12 protein-coding genes are annotated in these 20111 nt (G+C 70.2%); 7 read left to right on the forward strand and 5 right to left on the reverse strand.

What is annotated here, in order from left to right; translation table 11 throughout:
• Positions 1–164 precede the first annotated feature (164 nt).
• Positions 165–5588: a trifunctional serine/threonine-protein kinase/ATP-binding protein/sensor histidine kinase gene (locus WME73_RS14915; protein ID WP_437916100.1), complete on the forward strand. Its 5424-nt coding sequence runs from the start codon at positions 165–167 to the stop codon at positions 5586–5588.
• 14 nt (positions 5589–5602) lie between these two features.
• A complete protein-coding gene (locus WME73_RS14920; protein ID WP_437746118.1) occupies positions 5603–6100 on the forward strand; it encodes a response regulator in 498 nt (165 codons plus the stop codon).
• Here the strand turns inward: WME73_RS14920 and WME73_RS14925 are convergent, their stop codons facing one another.
• Entirely contained in the window at positions 6101–8014 is a 1914-nt protein-coding gene (locus WME73_RS14925) for a PAS domain S-box protein (protein WP_437916101.1), read from the reverse strand.
• A gap of 133 nt (positions 8015–8147) precedes the next feature.
• Here WME73_RS14925 and WME73_RS14930 point away from each other — a divergent pair, with 133 nt between their 5' ends.
• Entirely contained in the window at positions 8148–10307 is a 2160-nt protein-coding gene (locus tag WME73_RS14930; protein ID WP_437916103.1) for a hybrid sensor histidine kinase/response regulator, read from the forward strand.
• Positions 10308–10474: 167 nt separating this feature from the next.
• Positions 10475–11674 carry a hypothetical protein gene (locus tag WME73_RS14935; protein ID WP_437916104.1) on the forward strand — a complete coding sequence of 400 codons (1200 nt, stop codon included), beginning with the start codon at positions 10475–10477 and terminating at the stop codon, positions 11672–11674.
• Between the two features lie 156 nt (positions 11675–11830).
• Here WME73_RS14935 and WME73_RS14940 read toward each other — a convergent pair whose 3' ends face one another.
• From WME73_RS14940 to WME73_RS14955, 4 genes are all read right to left on the reverse strand, one after another.
• Entirely contained in the window at positions 11831–13198 is a 1368-nt protein-coding gene (locus tag WME73_RS14940) for an MFS transporter (RefSeq protein WP_437916105.1), read from the reverse strand.
• Between the two features lie 281 nt (positions 13199–13479).
• Entirely contained in the window at positions 13480–13680 is a 201-nt protein-coding gene (locus tag WME73_RS14945) for a hypothetical protein (protein WP_437916106.1), read from the reverse strand.
• Positions 13681–13917: 237 nt separating this feature from the next.
• Complete coding sequence (locus WME73_RS14950) at positions 13918–14631, reverse strand: formylglycine-generating enzyme family protein (RefSeq protein ID WP_437916107.1); 714 nt, start codon at positions 14629–14631, stop codon at positions 13918–13920.
• The gene (locus tag WME73_RS14955) at positions 14628–15110 is read right to left on the reverse strand and encodes a CoA-binding protein (RefSeq protein ID WP_437916109.1); all 483 of its coding nucleotides are present in this window, start codon (positions 15108–15110) and stop codon (positions 14628–14630) included. The genes WME73_RS14950 and WME73_RS14955 overlap by 4 nt, the downstream gene beginning before the upstream one ends.
• A gap of 433 nt (positions 15111–15543) precedes the next feature.
• Between WME73_RS14955 and WME73_RS14960 the strand changes: the two genes are divergently transcribed.
• The 3 genes from WME73_RS14960 to WME73_RS14970 are packed head-to-tail and all read left to right on the forward strand — an operon-like array spanning position 15544 to position 19929.
• Positions 15544–16683, forward strand: a complete 1140-nt coding sequence (locus WME73_RS14960) for a hypothetical protein (RefSeq protein WP_437916110.1) — start codon at positions 15544–15546, stop codon at positions 16681–16683.
• Between the two features lie 14 nt (positions 16684–16697).
• A complete protein-coding gene (locus tag WME73_RS14965) occupies positions 16698–18350 on the forward strand; it encodes a hypothetical protein (RefSeq protein ID WP_437916111.1) in 1653 nt (550 codons plus the stop codon).
• A 37-nt stretch (positions 18351–18387) separates the two neighbouring features.
• Positions 18388–19929, forward strand: a complete 1542-nt coding sequence (locus tag WME73_RS14970) for a hypothetical protein (RefSeq protein ID WP_437916112.1) — start codon at positions 18388–18390, stop codon at positions 19927–19929.
• The last annotated feature ends 182 nt before the right edge of the window (positions 19930–20111 follow it).

A 20111-nucleotide genomic window follows, 5' to 3' on the forward strand; every position in this document is an offset into this window, starting at 1 on the left:
GGTATCAACGGCGGATATCCACCCACGCCGTGCGGCGAGATTCGTCCAGCCGCGAAGCGGCTTCGTGGTACCATCCAGGACACATTCGTGGCGGGGGCATGCCACGCCGTGGGCTGTGGACCGCGCCTGACAGCGCCAGAGCACGTCCGACGTCAAGGGGAGTGATGCTGACGATCTCGGGGTATCAAGCGACCGACAAGATCTACGAGAGCGGCAGCTCGCGCGTCTACCGGGGCCAGCGCGCCGGAGACGGGCGCGCCGTGATCCTCAAGCTGCTGCGCTCGGACTATCCCAGCCAGACGGAGCTCACGCGCTACCGGCATGAATACGCGGTGCTCAGCAACCTGGATGCGCCGGGCGTCGTCCGGGCGCTCGACCTGTGCAGGCACGAGAACGGGCTCCTCCTCGTCCTCGAGGATTTCGGCGGCCGCTCGCTGGCGCACCACCTCCACCACCTCCAGCGCCGCCCGCTCGACGCCGCGGACTTCGTCCGGCTTGCGATCCAGATCACGCGCGCCCTTCGCGAAGTCCACGAAAGCGGAATTATACACAAGGATATCAATCCGTCCAATATCGTAGTCAACCGCGAGACGGGTGTTGCCAAGATCATCGACTTTGGCATCTCGACGCGGCTTTCACGGGAAGAGCTCTCGATCAAGAGCCCCGCGGTGCTCGAGGGGACGCTCGCCTACATCTCTCCCGAGCAGACCGGCCGCATGAACCGGTCCCTCGACCATCGCACCGATTTCTACTCGCTCGGCGCCACCTTCTACGAGCTCCTCACGGGCGCGCCTCCCTTCAGCGCGACGGACGCCATGGAGCTCGTTCACTGCCACGTCGCGCGCGATCCCGCCCCGCCGCGCGCGCGCTGTCCGGGCGTGCCGGAGGTCCTGTCGGACCTCGTGATGAAGCTCATGGCGAAGGCGGCCGAGGGCCGTTACCAGAGCGCGGCGGGCCTCCTTCACGACCTGGAGGAGTGCGAGCGGCGCCTCGCGGCCACGGGCGAGATCGCCCCGTTCCCGCTGGGCCGCGCCGACGCCTCCGGCGAGCTCCGCATCCCGCAGCAGCTCTACGGGCGCGAGCGCGAGGTGCAGGCGCTGCTCGAGGCGTTCGAGCGCGCGGCGCGGGGCGGCGCCGAGCTGATGCTCATCGCCGGGTACTCGGGGATCGGCAAGTCCGCGCTGGCGCACGAGCTGTACAAGCCCATCACCGAGGCGCGCGGGTACTTCGTCGCGGGCAAGTACGACCAGCTCCAGCGAAGCACCCCGTACACCGCGATCACCAGCGCGTTCCGCGACCTGGTGCGGCAGATCGTCGCCGAGCCCGAGGCGCAGTTCGCGCTCTGGCGCTCGAAGATCAAGGCCGCGCTCGGGGCGAACGGGCAGGTCCTCGTCGACGTGATCCCGGAGATCGAGCGCATCGTGGGCGACCAGCCGGCCGTCCAGGCGCTGGGGCCCGCCGAGTCCCAGAACCGCTTCGTGCGCGTCCTCCAGAACTTCGTCCGCGTGTTCTGCGACGCCGAGCGCCCGCTGGCCATCTTCCTCGACGACCTGCAGTGGGCCGACGCGGCGTCCCTCAGGGTCATCGAGCTCTTGATGACCGACGCGAAGCTGCGCGGCCTGCTCGTGATCGGCGCCTACCGCGACAACGAGGTGGGGGCCGCGCACCCGCTCTCGGCCGCGATCGCCGCGCTGCGACGGGAAGGGGCGGTCGGCCGGGTGCGCGAGATCTCCCCGGGGCCGCTCGGCGCCGAGATGGTCTGCCGGATGCTCGCCGACGCGCTGCGCGCGGACGCCGCGGCGGTCATGCCGCTCGCCGCGCTGGTCACGCGGAAGACGGGCGGCAACCCGTTCTTCGTCAACGAGTTCCTCCGCACGCTGCACCACACCGGGTGTTTGCGGTACGACGCCGGGCTCGCGGCGTGGACGTGGGACGTCGAGCACATCGAGTCCAGGAACATCACGGACAACGTCGTCGATCTGATGATCGGCAAGCTGCGGGAGCTCCCCGCGGACACGCAGCGAGCGCTCATGTCGGCGTCCTGCCTCGGCAACCGCTTCGACCTGGGCAGGCTCGCGGTCATCCGCGAGGAGACCCGCGCCGATGCCTACCGGCACCTCGCGCCCGCGCTGCAGGAGGGCCTCATCGTCCCTCTCTCCCCGATGGAGCCCGCGGCGCCCGACGATCTCGCCGCGCCGCTCGTCTTCCCGGACTACAGGTTCCTCCACGATCGGGTCCAGCAGGCCGCGTACGCCATGATCGAGGACGGCGAGCGCAGCGGCCTCCACGCCGACATCGGCCGGCTGCTCCTGCAGAGCCTGGGCGGGCGCGCCCCCGAGGAGAAGGTCTTCGACGTCGTCTACCACCTGAACCGCGGCGCCGACCTGCTGAGCGACGCCGCGGAGCAGCGGCGCCTCGCGGAGCTAAACCTCCTCGCGGGCCGGCGCGCGCTGCTCTCCGCCGCCTTCGACGCGGCGCGCGGCTACTTCGCCCGAGGCCTCTCGCTGCTGCCCGCGAGCGCCTGGCAGAGCGATCCTGCGCTGATGAGCGCGCTCCACGTCGGCGCGGCCGAGGCGGCGTGCATGAACGCCGACTGGGGCGCGATGAAGGAGCTCGTCGACGCCGCCCTGTGCGAGATCTACGACGTCATGAACAGGAGCAAGCTCTACGAGCTCCTGATCCTCTATCACCACACCCAGGCGGAGTTCCGGAAGGCCGTGGACATCGCCGTGGAGGCGCTCGCGCAGCTCGGCGAGACGTTCCCGGCGAGCCCCGGCATGCAGGATTTCCTCGACGCCTACACGAAGACGACGGGGCAGGTCGCCGAGATCGGCCTCGAGCGCCTCGGCCGGCTCGCCCCGATGACGGAGGCCCCGAAGCAAGCCGCGCTCGTGATCCTCCGGCGCGCGATCCATGCGTCGTATTTCGCCGCGCCGGAGATGCTCGGGCTCTTCATCTGCCGCGCGCTCGACCTGACGATGGATCACGGCGAGTCGCCGCTCTCCTCGTATGCGTTCGCGGCGTTCAGCGTGCTCGTCAACGCCGGCGTGGGCGACATCGCGACGGGATCCCGGTTCGGTGAGCTTTCGATCGCGGTGCACCGGCGCCGGGACGAGCCGTTCTACAAGGCGAGCGTCTACAACTTCTATTACGGGCTCTCCCGGCACTTCTACCGTCCGGCCCGCGAGAGCCAGTCGCCGCTCCTCGAAGGGTACCTGAGCTACGCCGAGAACGGCGACGCCGAGAGCGCCGCGTACTGCCTGATCAACGCCTTCGTCTGCGGCGCCGTCTCCGGGCAGAACCTCCTCGACCTCGAGGCGATGTTCGACAGGCACATCGAGGAGGTGTTCAGGTTCAAGCAGGAGCAGGTCATCAACCAGCTCAGCGTGTGGCGGCAGGCCATCCGGAACCTCACCGGCAGGTCCGAGCACGCGGCGAAGATCAAGGGAGAGTTCTTCGACGCCGAGCAGGCGCTCCCCGGCCTCTACGCGACGAAGAACTTCAACACCGTCAATTATATCCATACGGCGCAGGCCATGCTCTATTTCGTGTTCGGCGAATACGAGCTCGCCTACAAGCACGCCGCCGAGACGGAGCCGACCCTCGGCGCGAGCACGGGCAAGGTGTTCACGCCGCTGCACACCTTCTATTACTCCCTCGCCATGACCGCGCTCTACCCGGCGGCCTCGCCGGAGGACAAGGCGCGCTACCGCGCGAAGCTGTCGGAGAACCAGGCGAAGCTCAAGGCGCTGTCCGGGACGTGCGCCAGCAACTTCCTGCACCGGTACCTGCTCGTGGAGGCCGAGCTCGCGCGGATCGACGGCCGCGCGGCCGAGGCGCTGGACCTGTACGACCGCGCCATCGCGTCCGCCTCGGAGCACGACTATGTGAACGAGGCCGCGGTGGCCTGCGAGCTGGCGGGGCGGTTCTGGCTCGCGCAGGGGAAAGAGAAGCTCGCGCGCGTGTACCTCGCGGACGCGAGTTACCACTACGACCTCTGGGGCGCCGTCCGCAAGGCGCAGGACCTGGAGGAGCGGTATCCACAGCTCGCCGCGCGCGAGGCGCACCCTCCGCGATCCTCGGAGATCGCGCCCTCACGGACGTTCGTCACGACGACCTCGCTCGGCGCATCACGCCTCGACCTCAGGACGGTCCTGAAGGCGGCGCAGGCGATCTCCGGGGAGATCGTGCTCGACAGGCTCCTCGCCAAGCTCATGTCGGTCGCCATGGAGAACGCCGGCGCCCAGCGCGGCTGCCTCGTCCTCCGGGACAGCGACGGCCTGCGGATCGAGGCCGAGGTCGACTGGACGGACGGCCGCGACGAACCGCGCTTCCCGGGGCTGCCGCTCGACCAGGCCGCGGCGCACGAACGCCCGCTCCTCTGGGCCGCGATCGTGCAGTACGTCGCGCGCACGGGACAGTGCGTCGTCCTCTCCGACGCATCGACAGATCGGCAGTTCCAGCGCGACGACTACGTCGCTCAGCGCTGCCCGAGGTCGGTCCTGTGCACGCCCATCACCCACCATAACGGCCTTTACGGGGCCATCTACCTCGAGAACAACACGGCGGCGGGGACGTTCACCCAGGAGCGGCTGGAGCTCCTCTCGATGCTGTCCTCGCAGATGGCGATCTCCATCGAGAACGCGAAGCTCTACACGGGCGTGGAGCAGAAGGTCCGCGAGCGCACGGCGGAGCTCGAGCAGGCCCACGCGACGATCGTCCGCCTGGAGCGGGAGGCGGTCGAGAACCAGATGGCGGGCGGCTTCGCGCACGAGATGCGCAACGCCCTCTCGGGGGCCGCCATGGTGCTCGAGTCGGTGACCCAGGGCGGCGAGACGCTGTGCGCGAAGAACGCGGCCCGGCTCGGCGAGCTGTTCGACTTGCTCAAGGGCGATATCCCGGAGGGCAAGATCAAGGCGGCCATCGCCCATCTGGGCGACATCGAGGAGGCCGAGGAGACGCTCGACAGCGTGCTCCGGATGGTGGGCGACTGCACGGAGCGCGCGCTGAGCGTCACGAACAGGATCCTGGAGTACTCGAAGCTCGGCGTCGCGCTCGCCGGCAACGAGGTCGTGAGCCTCCGCCGCGTCATCGAGTCCGTCGCGGCGCGGCACCGCGACGAGTTCGCGCGTCAGGGCGTGTCGGTCGAGCTCGATCTCCGGGGCGGCTCGGCGGTCGTCGGGTACGAGTCGCACTTCGACTCCATCGTGAGCAACATCGTCCTGAACGCGCGCGACGCGCTGCTCCTGGTCGGCGACGGCCGCGGCCGGCGGATGCGGGTCGAGACGGTCGACGAGGGGGAGCTCCAGGTCCTCACCATCAGCGATAACGCCGACGGGATCTCGTCCGACGACCTCTCGAAGATCTTCCAGCCGTTCTTCTCGACGAAGCCGACGACCGGCGTGGGCCTGGGGCTCAGCTTCGTCTCCCGCCTCGTCGCGATGTACCGCGGGACGATCGACGTCGAGAGCGCCGCGGAGCGCGGAACGACGTTCGTCGTCCGGCTTCCGCGCGCGGCGCTCCACCAACAGCCGCAACCGGCCGGCGCGCCCGCCGGCCGGATCGATCTCAACCTCTCCGGGAATTGAAAGGAGGCGCCAAGATGACATCGGCGAAATTCACCAGGCGCTTCCGCGAAGCTTCGGGCGAGGCGCCGGAGGAGCCCGACAAAGAGCGGGCGATCGTGGTCGTGATCGACGACGACCCGCGGATGCGGTCTGCGCTCGAGTTCACGCTGCGGCGTGATTACGACGTGCGCCTGTACGCGAGCGCGCAGGAGGGCATCGCCGCCATGACGGAGATGGTCAGCCTGGTCATCCTGGATATCCGCATGCCGGGCATCGACGGGCTCACTGCCTACCTGAAGATCAAGGCGCTGTTCCCGAAGGTGCCGATCATCTTCTACACCGCGTTCCAGGACATCCTGGAGAAGCAAGACCTGCTCTCGACCCACAAGGCGTTCGGCTATTTCGACAAGAATGGCGACGTGTCGGGGCTCATCGCGGCCGTCGAGAAGGCCGTCCAGCATCACAGCCTGGTCTCCAGCATGGCGAGCGCGCAGAGGCTCGTGCGCGGGATCATGCCCCCGGACGCGAGCTGATCAGTCGCTCGCGTGCCGCCGCGCGCGCGGCAGCTCGACCGTGAACCTCGCGCCCTCGCCCAGGCGGCTCTCCACGCGGACCGCCCCGCCCATCGCCTCCGCCGCCTCGCGCACGATCCACAGCCCGAGCCCGAACCCGCTGTAATGGCGGGACGTCGTCGCCCGCTGAAAGCAGCGGAAGATCCGCTCGTGATCGGCCGCCGCGATGCCGATCCCGCGGTCGCGGACGGTGAGGCGCGCCATGTCGCCGGACGCCTCGAGCGCCACGTCGACGGGCTTGCCGCCGCCGTACTTGGACGCGTTGGAGAGCAGGTTGGTGATGATCTGCTCGAGCCGCACCGGGTCCCAGTGGCCGCGGAGGGCGCTCGGCGCGTCGACGGTGACCGGGCACGCCGCGCGCCGGAGCTGCGCCGCGTGTCCGTCCAGGAGGTCCCGGAGGAGCGCGCTGAGGTCGACCTCCTCTGGCGCCACCGTCATCGGCGCCGCCGTGATCTGCGAGATGTCGAGGAGCTCCTCGACGAGCCGGTGCAGCCTGCCGAGCAGCGCCTCCACGGCCTCGAGCTTCGGGATCACCTCCTCGGCGGCCGGCGGCGGCCCGCCGGCCCTCCGGTACATGCGAAGGAGCGCCTGCACCCGGAGCATCACCGGGGTGAGGGGCGTCTTCAGCTCGTGCGACGCGATGGTCAAGAACTCCTGGCGCGTCTCCTCGACGTGCTTCCGGTCCGTGATGTCCTCCGCGATGACGATGAAGTAGGCGGGCGCCCCGGAGGCGTGGCGGACCAGGGAGACCGTGACCTTCGCCCAGACCGGCTCGCCGCCCTTCCGGACATAACGCTTCTCCCGCGAGACCGTCTGGACCTCCCCCGACAAGATGCGGCGCACGTTCTCGATATCGGTGGGCAGATCCGGCGGATAGGTGATCTGCTGGAACGTGAGATCGGTCATCTCTGCATGGGAGTAGCCCACGAGATCGCAGAATTTTTCGTTCAGCCGGAGCCACCGGCCCTCGACCGACGCCTGGCCGATGCCGACCGCGGCCTGGTTGAATGTGGCGCGAAAGCGCTCCTCGCTCCTCCTCAGCTCCTCCTCGGAGCGCTTGCGCTCCGTGATGTCGTGGAACGACGTGACCACCGCGTACGGGATGGACTCGCTCGGGCGGAGCAACGGCTGCGAGTTGATGGAGATCCACGCCATCTCGCCCTCCGGCCGGTGGACCCCCATGATCACGTTCTTCTGCGGCGCCCCCGTGCGGAGCGTCACGATGGCCGGGTGCAGGTCGCCGTTGAACGGAGCGCCGTCCTCGTGGACGGCCCTCCAGCGGGGATCGCGGCTCTCCCGTCCCGCCATCTCCGCGGACGTGAGCCCGAGGATGCGCTCGGCGCTCGCGTTGCACGCCTCGATCGAGCCGCTCGCGTCCTGGAGGACGATCCCCTCGTCGAGGGCGGCGATCACCGAACGATAGCGCTCCTCGCTCCTCCGGAGCGCCGCTTCCGTCGCCCTCCGCTCCGTGACGTCGGCGCAGATCATGAGCAGGGTGGCGACGCGGCCGCCGCGCAGGATGGGGCTGACCCTCACCTCGTAGAGCGCTACCTGGCCGTGCTCGCCGCGGATCGTGCACTCGCAGCTGTCGGACGCCCCCGACCGCACCACGCGCTCGACGCAGGAGCGGGCCGCCTCTCGCGTCTCCGGCGCGATGTGCTCGTAGACGCTCGTCCGCAGGAGGCTCGTCGAGCTCGCCCTCGGCAGCGCGCGGCCGGAGAGCAGGATCGTGCCCTCCGGGGAGAGCACCAGGATGCAATCGGATGCGCTGTCCAGGATCGCCTGCAGCAACGCCTCGGCGCCGCCGAGCTCGGCCAGCTGTCGCTTGAGCGCGTCGGCGGCGCCTTCTTCCGCGGATTTTCCCAGCGCGGCCACGCTCTATGCATTGTTACCAGAGGTCGCGGCGGCAACCGCGCAGGCGAGCTCGCGCCGGCTGGCGGGGCCCGCGCGGGGCCCGCATCGCCACGGTCTCCGGCATCGTTTCTCGGCGCGACGAGCGCGCCGGCGGGTGGCGAAACGCCGAGCGCGCCACTACGCAAACCTCCGGGCGACGACGACGATGCGGAGCACACGGGTGGACGGGACTGGCCGCCAGCGCGCCGAGGGCGCCACCGCGCGCGGGCAGGCCGAGGTGGCGTTGCGGGAGCGCGAGGCCCGCGACCGCGCTGCCAGCGCAGAAGCCGCCCGGCTGGAGGCCGAGGCGGCCGTCCGGCGGAGCGAGGAGCAGTATCGCCTCGTCAACCGCGCCACGAACGACGTGATCTGGGACTGGGATCTGGAGACGAACCGGGTCCACTGGAACGGAGCGGTCGTCCAGCACTTCGGCTGCACGCCGGAGGAGCTCGGCGACGGCCCCGAGGGCTGGTACGACCGCATCCACCCCGAGGACAAGGCGCGGGTGGCCGAGGGGGTCCGCGCGGCGATCGACGGCAACGGGGAGAGCTGGACCGACGAGTACCGCTTTCGCAAGGGCGACGGCTCGTACGCGCCCTTCCTCGACCGCGGCTACATCGGCCGGAGCGCGAGCGGCGTGCCCACCCGCATGATCGGCTCGATGCTGGATCTGACCGAGCGCCACCGGGCCGAGGCGGCGCTGCGCGAGAGCGAGCTCTTTCACCGTCAGACCCTCGAATCGATCCCGGGCATGGTGTGGGCGACCCGGCCCGACGGCTACTGCGAGTTCCTCAGCGAGCAATGGGTCGAGTTCACCGGCGTGCCCGCCGAGCGGCAGTTCGGCGACCGGTGGCTCGAGGTCCTCCACCCGGACGATCGGGAGCGGGTCTTCGCCGCCTGGCGCGCCGCGGTCGGGGGGCTCGCCCCGTATGACCTGGAGTACCGTATCCGGTGGCGCGACGGCGGATACCAGTGGTTCAAGGTGCGCGGGCGGCCCATCCGCGGCGCCTCGGGCCGGATCGTCCGCTGGTTCGGGATCGCGATCAACATCCACGATCTCAAGCTGGCAGAGCAGGCGCTGCGGGACGCGGACCGACGGAAAGACGAGTTCCTGGCCATGCTCGCCCACGAGCTGCGCAACCCCCTCGCGCCCGTCCGCACGGCCGTCGCGATGCTCCGGAGGGTCGGAGCCGCGGATCCCGTGCAGCGGCGAGCCCGGGACGTGATCGATCGCCAGGTCACGCACATGGTCCGGTTGATCGACGACCTGCTCGACATCTCTCGCATCGCCCGCGGCCGGATCCAGCTCCGCAAGGCGCGCTGCGATCTCGTCAGCATCGTCCGCCAGACCGCCGAGGATTACCGGGCGAACCTCGAGGCCGACGGCGTGGCGCTCCGTGTGAGCGCGCCGGACGAGCCGCTCTGGGTCGAGGGCGACGACACCCGGCTGGCGCAGATGCTGGGCAATCTGCTGCAGAACGCCGGCAAGTTCACCGACGCGGGCGCGCGCGAGGGCGGGCGCGTGGGCGTGCGCGTCGAGGCGGGCCCTCGTCCTCGGGCGCCCGGGCGCGACGGGGGCGTGTCTGGACAGGCCGTCATCACGGTCGAGGACAACGGCGTCGGGATGGAGCCGGCGCTGCTATCGCGCATCTTCGATCCGTTCAGCCAGGCGGAGCAGGGGCTGGCCCGGAGCAAGGGGGGGCTCGGGCTCGGCCTTGCGCTGGTGAAGGGGCTCGTCGAGCTCCACGGCGGGACGGTGGCGGCTCACAGCGAGGGGCCCGGCCGCGGCTCGGTGTTCACGCTGCGGCTGCCGCTCGCGGCGCCGGTCGCCCGGGACGTGTCGCCCGCCTCCGACAGGGAGGAGGCCACTCGCCAGGGGGTTCGCGTCCTCGTGATCGAGGACAACCACGACGCGGCCGAGAGCCTCCAGATGCTCTTGACCCTGAGCGGCTACGACGTGGAGACGGCGTTCGACGGCCCGACCGGCCTGACGGCGGCCCGGACGCGCCCTCCGGATGTGGTCCTGTGCGACCTCGGGTTGCCGGGCGGGATGGATGGGTACGACGTGGCCCGCGCCATCCGCGCCGAGCCGTCGCTCGCGTCGACGCGCCTCGTCGCCCTGAGCGGCTACGGTCAGGACGAGGACCGGAGGAGATCGCGAGAGGCGGGCTTCGACAGGCACCTCGTCAAGCCAGCCGAGGACACCGCGCTGATGGAGGCCCTGTCGGCGGGGCGCCGCGAGCTGCGGAGCACGGCGAGCCCGCTCTCGCGCTGACCTGCGGCCCGCGCTCCGCCTGCCTCGCTCGCCCGCGGCGCCGCGCCCGGCGGCGTCCCGGAGGCCCCGGCGCGCGCAACCGCAGGCGAGCACGACCGGTGTACCATGACGCGATGGTGCAAGGGGCAACCCCACCATGGCAGGCAAAGCGACGCTGAGGGCGAACGATGAACGACAGGGAGCTCGAGGCCGCGCTGCGGCGTGATCCGACCGACGCGCAGGCCTGGCTCGCGTACGCTGAGACGTTGAGCGCGGCGGGTGATCCGCTGGCTGAGTTGATCGAATGGGAGCGGCGGGTAAGAGCCGACGAGGCGGGAGCGTGGCAAGCGCGGCGGAGGGCGCGGGACGAGCTGCGCGGGGCGTGGGGACTGAGCGACAAAGATGGGGTCGACGGCGAGTTCGAGTGGGGGTTGTTCAGGGTGCGTCGGGTGAGGAAAGATCATGCGGCGTGCCTGTGGCGTCTGACCCGAGTACGGTTGCTGGACGCGAGTTCGCTGGAGCTCGAGCAATTGCCGCGCGCCGAGCTCGAGGAGTGCCTGGCTGCGCTCGAGTCGTTGAAGCCGCGACGGCTGCTGCTGTCCGATGCCTTGCTCGACGCAGGGGATGCGTTGACGCTGGCGCGAGCCCCCGCGGCGACGATGCTGCGGCAGCTCGTGCTGGAAGCGAGCGGCGCGAGCTTCGAGGGGGACGCCGTGATGGCGGAGTTTGCTCGCGTGCTGCCGAAGGAGGAGCTCGAGCAACTGGGGCTGTGGAATCTGCGGATCGGGGACGCCGGGCTGGAGGGTTTGCACGGCGCGGCTGCCTGGCCGCAATTGCGGCACCTGTCGCTCGGCTTCAACGAGCGGCTGTTGAGTGGATCGCTGCGCACGCTGTTCGAGGGCGCATGCTGGCCCCGGTTGGAGCGGTTGGCGCTCGGCTGCGGCGAGGTGGATGCCAGCATGATGCCGCGTCTGTCGGGTCTGCCGCTGGCGGCACGGCTGCGCTCGCTGAGCTTGTGGGGAACTCCGGCGGGCCCGGCGTTCTGGCGTGACCTGGCGGAGAGCGCGAGCTGGGCCTCGCTGCAGCGGCTGAACGTGGAGGAGAGTGACTTCGATGACGCGGCCGCGTACGCGTTGAGTCACGCTCGAGATCGGTCGCTCGAGCTGCTCATGTCATTCTTCACGCCGCTCGGCGCGGACGCGGCGCTGTCGCTTCTGCGCGGCGATGGGCTGCCGAGCTTGCGGCTGCTGGCGAACATCACCTCCGCGACACCCGAGCAGATGGCGGCGCTGCGCGGCTTTGGTCAGCGGTTCACGCTGGGCAGTGTTCACGACTGCGGAACGCCTCAGTGGATCGTGCGCGATCACTTTCAGATGGATCAGTGGTAGTTTCTCCGGGGCCGCGTCGGGGTTGAGCCGCGTGACGAGGATCGTCTGTTCGCTCGACTGGGGGTTGCGGAGGCCGATTACGAGGCGCCCTGCGCTCCCCCCGACGGGCGACGCCGCGAGCCCCTCGATGGTTCGCGGCGGTCACCTCGAGAGTGCTCAGCTCGCGCGCGCGAGGCCGACCGGGGCCGGGGCGCCGCTCTGGGCGAGGCGCTCGGCGAGGGCCTTGTCGTAGAGGGCCTGTTCGCTGGCCTTGTGGGCGGCCGTGAAGCGCACCAGGATCGCGCACACCGACGAGACGAGCGCGGCGAAGCCCAGCACCGCAAAGCAATCCTGGGTGTCGCCGACCGCCTTGAGCAGGAAACCCGCCGCGACCGCGCCGACGTTGCCGCCCGCGCCCACGATACCTGCGACGCCGCCGAGCGCCTTGCGATCGATGAAGGGCACGAGCGCGTAGGTGGCGCCGCAAGCCATGTGCGTGAAGAGCCCGAAGACGATCATCGCGAGCACCGCCATCCCCGCCGTCTGCATGCGGGAGAACCAGAGCAGGCCGAGCCCCTCGCCGACCATCAGCGCGAACAGGAGGGTCGTGCGGGCGTCCAGGCCCTTCCGGTGTGCCAGCCGATCGGAGAGTATGCCGCCCACGGCGCGGGCGAACAGCGCCAGGAGCCCGAAGCTACCCGCGGCCATGCCTGCGGTCTGGAGATCCAGCTTGAAGCGGTCCACGAAGTAGCTGGCGGCCACGTTGTGCACGAAGAGCTCGATCCCGAAGCAGGCCCCGTACGTGATGAACAACATCCAGGACCGGTAGTTGCCCATCGCCGCCTTGAAGATCGCCCATCCGCCCTTCTTCCCGCCCTCGATCTCGACGCCCGCCGCGCGAAGGTCCTTGTAGTTCCCTTGCGGGCAGTCCTGGGTGTACTTCCAGTAGAGGACCGCGACGACGAGCATGAGCGCGCCCGGCACAACCATCGCGAGGCGCCAGCCGAGCGATGAGCTGACACCCAGGCTCAGCACCGCCGCGAGCACCCAGGGCATGGTCGACTGCGTGACCCCCCCTCCGGCGTTGCCCCAGCCCGCGCTGGTGGCGTTCGCGGTGCCGACCACGTTGGGAGCGAACATGACGGACGTGTGATACTGCGTGATGACGAAGCTCGCGCCGATCATGCCGATCAGCAGCCTGAAGAACAGGAAGACCTCATAGCTCTGCGCGAGCGCGATCCCGAGCACGGGGATGGCGCCGAGCGCGAGCAAGCACGTGTAGGTCGCCCGCGGGCCGTACTTGTCGCAGAGCGGCCCGATCACCAGACGCCCCGCCACCGTGATTCCCACGGCGGCGATGTTGATGTTGGCGATCTGCTCCTTGGTCAGCCCGAATTCGCCCTTGATGACCGGCATCAGCGGTGCCACCGCGAACCACGCGAAGAAGCAGGCGAAGAACGCCAGCCAGGTCAGGTGGAATGCGCGCATCGCTGGAGTCGACAGCGAAAATAGCTCGATCTTGGTCGCCTTGGTAGCCTGGGTCATGGGTCCTCGTAAGTTGCAAGTTCTGAAGGACCTCGCGGTGCGGCGATCGAGGCCTCAGGACGGATTCATAAAACAAGGACCGTAAATGAATCGTAAATCGTATGTTTCCGGTCGATGTCGAGCCCAAAATAGGTTGTAGATCGTATGTTTCCGGTCGATGTCGGACGCCAGATGGGTTGCAGACCGTGTGTTTCCGTTTGATGTCGGACGCCAGATGGGTTGTAGACCGTATGTTTCCGTTTGATGTCTGCGCCGTGCCCATCACGGCACGCGAGGCGCGGTCAGGGCGCCTGCTGGTCAGCCATCGCGATCGGCGGACAGGCGTGCGCGAGGCGCGTCGGGCTTTCGCCTGCGTCGGACGCGTCCGTCTTGCTGGCGCCGCTCACGAGGTGTGCCGGGAGGATGCCGGTGATGGCGACCGTCACCCAGCCCGCAACAACCTCGACCAGCCGGGCCGCAACCAGAGCGTCGGGGCCATGCATCGTATGGCCGCGGCCGGGAGAGGCGAGGATGAAGGATACGGCCTGACCCAGGGCATGCCAGGCGCCAGCCGGGGCCCATGGCAGGATGAGGGCGTCGCCGCGCGGACGGCACGAGCGTGCCGTGGACCCGCGGAGGATCGCGCCCGCCGCCGCGGCCCTGCTCGGCGTCCCGCACCCCTCGGCATCCCCGCCCCCGCCGACTTCACGCGATCTGCCTTCGTCCTGACAGCCTTCGCGTCAAACAGTCGAGACACAGAGGCGAAAGCCGATCGTTGTATGTCGCGCGACCTCGTGGCTCCAGTTGCGGTACGCCGACTGGAGCCTGCTCTCGATGCTGCGCCAGCACCCGCCTCGCAGCGGGCGCACCCGCGTCGCGCCGCCCACGCACGGATCGCGGCCGAGGCGCATTCGTTCGAGGTGCGCGTCCGCGCGAAACGCGTCCAGGCACCAGCTCCAGACATTGCCGGCCATGTCGTGGCAACCAAGAGGGCTCGCGCCGGCCGGGTGCGCGCCTATCGGGCTCGGCCCGCCGCGATTCCAGTCCTCGGCGAAGCAGGCGCGCCGTTCGTCCGGGGGATCGTCTCCCCAGGGGTACCGCCGACCATCGAATCCGCGCGCGGCGAGCTCCCATTGCGCCTCCGTGGGCAACGTCCCACCGGCCCAGGCGCAATACCGCAGGGCTTCCGCGTAACTCACGTTCACCACGGGCCGGTCGGGCGCGTCGAGCTCGGGCCGGCCCGCGGAGGGCGGCGCTGTGGCGCCCGTCGCCTCGATGAAGACGTTGTATTCGGCGCGGGTGACCGGGTGCGCGCCGATCCAGAAGGGCGACAGCTCGACGCGATGCGGTGGGTTTGGCGCCTCGGATTCGAAGATCGGCTCTTGGCCCATCGTGAAGGCGCCGCCAGGGATCCACACGAGGCCGGGAGGCGTCGAGCGCGGGCCTGTTTTCATGGCGTCCGCGATCCCGCCGCCGAGCGTTGTGCTTCGAATGGCTCGATGGAAGGCCACATCGAGGCGCGCCGGCAGCCGATACAATCCTCCGCGACCGGAATCCCGGCGTCGAGCAGCCTGCGCGCCGCCGAGAGCTCGAGCAGCCCGGATTGGAACCACACCAAAGGCGGACGCAACACGAGCGCATCCTCGACGTGGGGCACGAATTCCTCGGGCTTGCAGAAGACGTTCAGCACGTCGATGGGCGCGGGGAGCTCGATCAGGCGGCGGTGGACGGGCACGCCGAGGATCTGGGTCGCCTCGGGATAGCGGGTCGGGACGGGGAGGATGTGGTAGCCGACCTTCTGGAGGTAGAGCGGGATCTGGTGCGCATCGAGGTCCCGGCGGCTCTCCGGCTTGATCCCCAGCACCGCGATCGAGCGCGCATTCCTGAGCGTCCGTTCCATGTCCACGGTGCCGAGTAGAGGGATGTCGAGCATGTTCTGCGCCGCGGAGCAGATCTAGCATGCGCGACGTCGTCCTGGACCTGCGTGATCTCCTCGATGGAGATTCTCTCCATCGCCGTCGCGATCTCCGCGCTGAATGCAGCCAGGGCGCCACCGGCAGCCCGAGCAGCCGAGGGGCGGTCGATCGATGAGGCCATGGGTGACACCGAGGCTTCGGTCAGAGGAGAGCAGGAAGACCACGTCACGAGGGGACAGCGGAGCCGAGCAAGAGTGCGCACCGGGGGGTCGATCACGCGCAGGCATCGGGTCATGGTAATGTAGGACACCAAAATGGGCGAGACCCCTTTGAGCCGCGGCTACCCACGATGGCATTGCGGTTTCGGGTGATATTTTCTCGTGAAGAGGGCAAGGACATGAGGATTCTTGCTGATTGACGCGGCGCAGTGAGCGTGAGTACGGTGACCGCATGCGTTTCGTGGCGCATCTTTGCTCGGTTCTTCTCACGCTCGGGGCTGCGACAGGCTTCACGAACTCGGCCCGCGCAGACGGTATCCAGTCGAAGGCGAGACCGAGCAACGGATCGACGGTGAAGGACCTTGTTCGTCGTGGTCAGCGAGCGCGCGATGCCGGGCGGTGGACAGAGGCCTATGCCGCCTACAAGGCGGCCTTCGAGGCGGCAGACCCGGCATCCAGCACGGGGCTAGAGCGCGCGGAGATCGCCGGGGAGCTCGGGCTGTGCGAGCTCGCGCTGAACCGGCACCGTGACGCGGCCGAGCACCTGGCCTGGAGCCTTTCGCAGCTCGAGGCGCTCCCTTTGCCGCTGCAGCGAAGGTTCGAGGTCGGGCGACGCAAGGCGGAGTGGAACGTGACAGTGCTGCGTCTGAACGTGGATCCGCCGGACGCCGAGGTGCTCGTCGACGGCAAGCCGATCGGCCGGTCCGCGCGGACTTACGTGCTCTTCTTGGAGCCGGGCGAACACATGGTGTGGGCCCGAGCGCCCGGCTGTGAAAACGCGCTCCATATCGTCGGCGCCGTGGCAGGCGCGAAGCACGAGATCGTGATGCATTTGCCGCGCACGTCGGCGAGCGCGTCGGCGAGTGATGCCGAGGAGGGCGCGCCGGTGTCACCGAACGAAGCGCCGCGAGCCCCGAGCGCTCCGGCGGCTGCGCGGACGGGCTCCCCAGCCCATGGGCTCCCCAGCCCATGGGCCTCCTGGCCGGGGACGGCGCGGATCGGCGGTATCGCCGTGACGACGGCGACGGCAGCGGCCGGTGCGGTCTTTCTCCTGCGCGCTCACGTCGTTCATGGCGACCTGCGCGAGGGGGACGCCGCGCGCCGCGCGCGGGGATGGACGTCGCACACCTGCCGGGAAGCGAGCGCCCCCGCGGCGTGCGCCGGCATTCACGATCAGGTGAACGAGCGGGCTCTGTTCGCCACCCTCGGCAAGGTGTCGCTGGTGACGAGCGCCGTGTTCGGCGTGGCGACGGCGGCCTCCTTCTTCACGGAGATCGCCGTCTTCGACGCAGGGCCGAAGGCCGCTGGCGTCCGCGTCGTACCCACGGCGACGAGCGAACGGGCAGGGGTGCTTCTCGAGGGAGCGTGGTGAAGCGGGGCGAGGTCATGCGTTCCAGAGCTGGCGCCGTGGGTCGCGGTCGAGCGGTTCTCCGCTCGCTGGTGTCGATCGCGCTCGGTATGACCGGCGCGGCCGGCAACACGGGGTGCTACTCGGACAGCTGCGCGGATGACTACCTGTGCGAGGTTCCGCCGCCGGAGCCGTCTCCTTGTGATGGGGATCCGGCGAAGGCGGCGGCGCTCGACATGTGCGGCGTGTTCGTCGGCGAGCAGGGCGACGACGAGAGCGCTGGCACGAAGGATGCGCCCGTGAAGACGTTGCAACGTGCGATCCGGCTCGCCGCGAATGGGCGAGGGGGTGGTGAGGCGCCGACCCGGCGCGTGTACGCCTGCGGTGGGGTGTTCGAGGAGGCGATCTCGCTCCCCCAGGGAGTCGACCTCTGGGGCAGCCGCGTGTGTGCCGGCGGCGACTGGTCCTATGGAGGGCCGCTCGACGGGCAGAGTGCGCTGACCGTCATCGCGCCGCCCGTGGGGATCCCGGTGCGGGTCCTCGGGCGGGAAGGCGCGGTCATCGCGGGGGACGACGCGACGTCGGTGATCTTCGGCGTGCGCGCCGTGGCGGCGGACGCCTCCGCGCGCGACGGCAAGTCGTCGATCGCGATGATCCTGGAGCATGGGGCCAGGGCGATCGTGCGGAAGAGCGAGATCCTCGCAGGCGACGGCAAGGATGGAGAGCCGGGCGAGGACGCGCCGAGCTTCCGCGCGAATGCCGGCGTGCTGGGGAATGAAGGCGTGGACGCCTGCACGGCGAACGTGGCGCTGGGCGCGCTTCCGGTCGTGACGGTGTGCGACGATGGCATCGAGTCGACGGGTGGCCAGGGGGGCGATGGGGGCCTCGAGACGGGCGGCGATGGGACGCCAGGCCAGCCGGAACCGGTCGGGACTCCGGACAACCGCGGCCTGGCCGGCACCGGCGCGTCCGGCATGCCGTGCGGGGATGGAGGCCGCGGCGCAGACGGCGCCCCCGCGGAGCGCGCTGCGGGAGCGGTTGGCGCTGGCCTCCTGGGCGTCGACGGATGGGTCGGCGTCCGCGGTAAAGACGGGGAGAAGGGCGGCGTAGGCCAGGGCGGCGGCGGGGGTGGGGGCAGCTACTCGCGCAGCCGCACGTTCGCGTGTCCGGCTGGTCGGCCCCAGGCCGGTGCCGCCGGTGGATCAGGCGGCAGCGGCGGCTGCGGTGGCAAGGGCGGCCAGGGGGGCGGCTACGGCGGCGCGAGCATCGGGATCGTGGCCTTGCAGGGGAGCGACCTCACGGTCGATGCCAGCACGGTCCTCGGGGCCAAGGGCGGCGATGGCGGGGTCGGTGGAACGGGCCAGCCCGGCGGCGGCGGGTCATTCGGCGGCTACGGTGGAAGGCCCCCGGCGGGTTCAGGTGACATGTGGCCCGCGTGCCGCGGCGGCACCGGAGGCAAAGGCGGTCGCGGGGGCGATGCCGGTGGCGGGCACGGGGGCCACTCGCTCGGCATCGGCTCCTTGGGCGCCTCCGTGGCCATCTTGGAGCATGCGACGGTCTTGCCCGGACAAGCCGGCGAGGGAGGTATCGGCGGCAATGCATCCCTGGAAAGCGGGCTCGGCGAGGGGGAACGCGGGATTGCGCAGTTCTGGTACCGGTTCGATGCGCCAGCCCCGGAACCACCTCGATGAATCGCCCTGTGCTGGCGGCACCCGTCAGGAGACACACATGAAAAAGAGCACCGCGGCGGCCTTGGTCCTTCTGCTGTCCCCGTGGGCGACCGGCTGCGGAACTGCGCCTGACGTGAACGACCCTGGCGTGACGCCTTGTGAAGGCACCTCCTGCGCGGACGAGCCGCCCCCGGAGTCGGTCTGCGTCGAGCACATCGCCGCCGACATCCTCGACGACGGCTGTGGCGTGTTCGTCGCCGGAAACTACGGCGGCGGCGACGACAGGAACCCCGGCACGAAGGCGAAGCCGGTGTTCACCGTCGAGCGCGGCGTCGAGCTCGCGCGCACTGGACGAGGGCGGGTGTTCATCTGCAATGACGGATTCGAGGTGCATCAGATCCTACTGCCCTCCGGCGTGGACCTCCTCGGAGGCTTCCACTGCCGGCGATGGGATCGCGACCCCCGAATCCCGCGGTCGACATTCTTTCACGCGCCGATCTTCGACCCCATGGTGATCGTCGAGCCGGCGGGCCCCGAGGACACGGGGGCCGCAGACGGGGTGTCGACGCTCGCCGATCTCAACCTCTGGGCGTTTGGCCCGCTCGGCGCGCTCGTTCAATCCAACACGGCGGTGGAGATCCTGCGCAGTGAGATCCTCGCAGACAGTGCGCTGGAAGGCACCGATGGCGAGGAGTGGCCTCGGTACAGCCCACCGGACGGACCGGATGGTACGTTCGCCAGGGACGCGTGCTCGGCGGCCGTCGTCGCCGGCGGGGATGCGGCCGTGAACCGGTGCGAGAGCGGACACACGAGCATCGGCGGCAAGGGAGGCGACGGGCTGCCCGACAGCGCCGAGGATGGAGCCGACGGCGAGCCCGCCTCCGTGCGGGACCCTTCGCCCGCGGGGCTTGGTGGTACCGGCGAGCTGGGCGGGGTCCTCTGTTACGACGGGTCCAACGGGGGCCCAGGGGCGCCGGGGACGCAGGGCGCACCCGGTGGGGGCATCGGGCGTCTCACCGAGACTGGGTGGGAAGGCGACACGGGGGGCGAGGGGACCTGGGGCACCCCGGGCCAGGGGGGCGGTGGCGGCGGCGGTCGCCGGGGCGGGCTCGCCGTGTGCGGCGCGGCTTCCAAGGGAGGCGCGGGAGGAGGCTCGGGCGGGGCCGGCGGTTGCGGAGGCCGGGGGGGACGCGGGGGAGCGAACGGAAATCCAACCATCGGCGTCCTCGCGCTTCACGCCCGGGTGACCGTGCGCGACAGCGTGATCGAGACGGCCGCCGGCGGCCAAGGCGGTGACGGCGGGCCACCCCAGGAAGGCGGCCGAGGCGGCCGAGGCGCACCGGGCGCCGCCGAGGCGGACGTCTTTCAGGGCTGCCTGGGTGGCAGGGGTGGCCAAGGAGGGCCCGGCGGCTACGGCGGCCCCGGGCGCGGCGGCGACTCGATCGGCGTCGCCTACCTCGACGAGGATCAGCTCACGCTGGAGGGCGTCACCTTCGATATCGGACAGCCAGGCAAGGGCGGCACCAGCTGGAACCACGACGGCAGCACGACGGAGGGCGAGAGCGGCAACGCCGTCGAGACGTTTCGGTTTCCTGAATAGCGGGATTGAAGCTCACCGCGGCGAGCTCTCCGGCTCGGCCCAGGGAGCGTCGCCGCGGACCAGGACCGCCGGATGCTCGCAGGAACGTCCGAGTCACACCGCCACGGCCCTCGGGCATTCGAGGCGGCGTCCACCTCTACCAGGCGCCGCGCGGTCTGCTCCGGGGTCATGCAGCGCGACCT

Source organism: Sorangium sp. So ce302 (assembly GCF_051530145.1).
GTDB classification, from domain to species: Bacteria; Myxococcota_A; Polyangia; order Polyangiales; family Polyangiaceae; genus Sorangium; species Sorangium cellulosum_B.

Coding starts and splice junctions, on each gene's coding strand:
- WME73_RS14915 (WP_437916100.1), top strand. CDS start 165: ATGCTGACGATCTCGGGGTATCAAGCGACCGACAAGATCTACGAGAGC.
- WME73_RS14920 (WP_437746118.1), top strand. CDS start 5,603: ATGACATCGGCGAAATTCACCAGGCGCTTCCGCGAAGCTTCGGGCGAG.
- WME73_RS14935 (WP_437916104.1), top strand. CDS start 10,475: ATGAACGACAGGGAGCTCGAGGCCGCGCTGCGGCGTGATCCGACCGAC.
- WME73_RS14940 (WP_437916105.1), bottom strand. CDS start 13,198: ATGACCCAGGCTACCAAGGCGACCAAGATCGAGCTATTTTCGCTGTCG.
- WME73_RS14945 (WP_437916106.1), bottom strand. CDS start 13,680: ATGCATGGCCCCGACGCTCTGGTTGCGGCCCGGCTGGTCGAGGTTGTT.
- WME73_RS14950 (WP_437916107.1), bottom strand. CDS start 14,631: ATGAAAACAGGCCCGCGCTCGACGCCTCCCGGCCTCGTGTGGATCCCT.
- WME73_RS14955 (WP_437916109.1), bottom strand. CDS start 15,110: ATGCTCGACATCCCTCTACTCGGCACCGTGGACATGGAACGGACGCTC.
- WME73_RS14960 (WP_437916110.1), top strand. CDS start 15,544: ATGCGTTTCGTGGCGCATCTTTGCTCGGTTCTTCTCACGCTCGGGGCT.
- WME73_RS14965 (WP_437916111.1), top strand. CDS start 16,698: ATGCGTTCCAGAGCTGGCGCCGTGGGTCGCGGTCGAGCGGTTCTCCGC.
- WME73_RS14970 (WP_437916112.1), top strand. CDS start 18,388: ATGAAAAAGAGCACCGCGGCGGCCTTGGTCCTTCTGCTGTCCCCGTGG.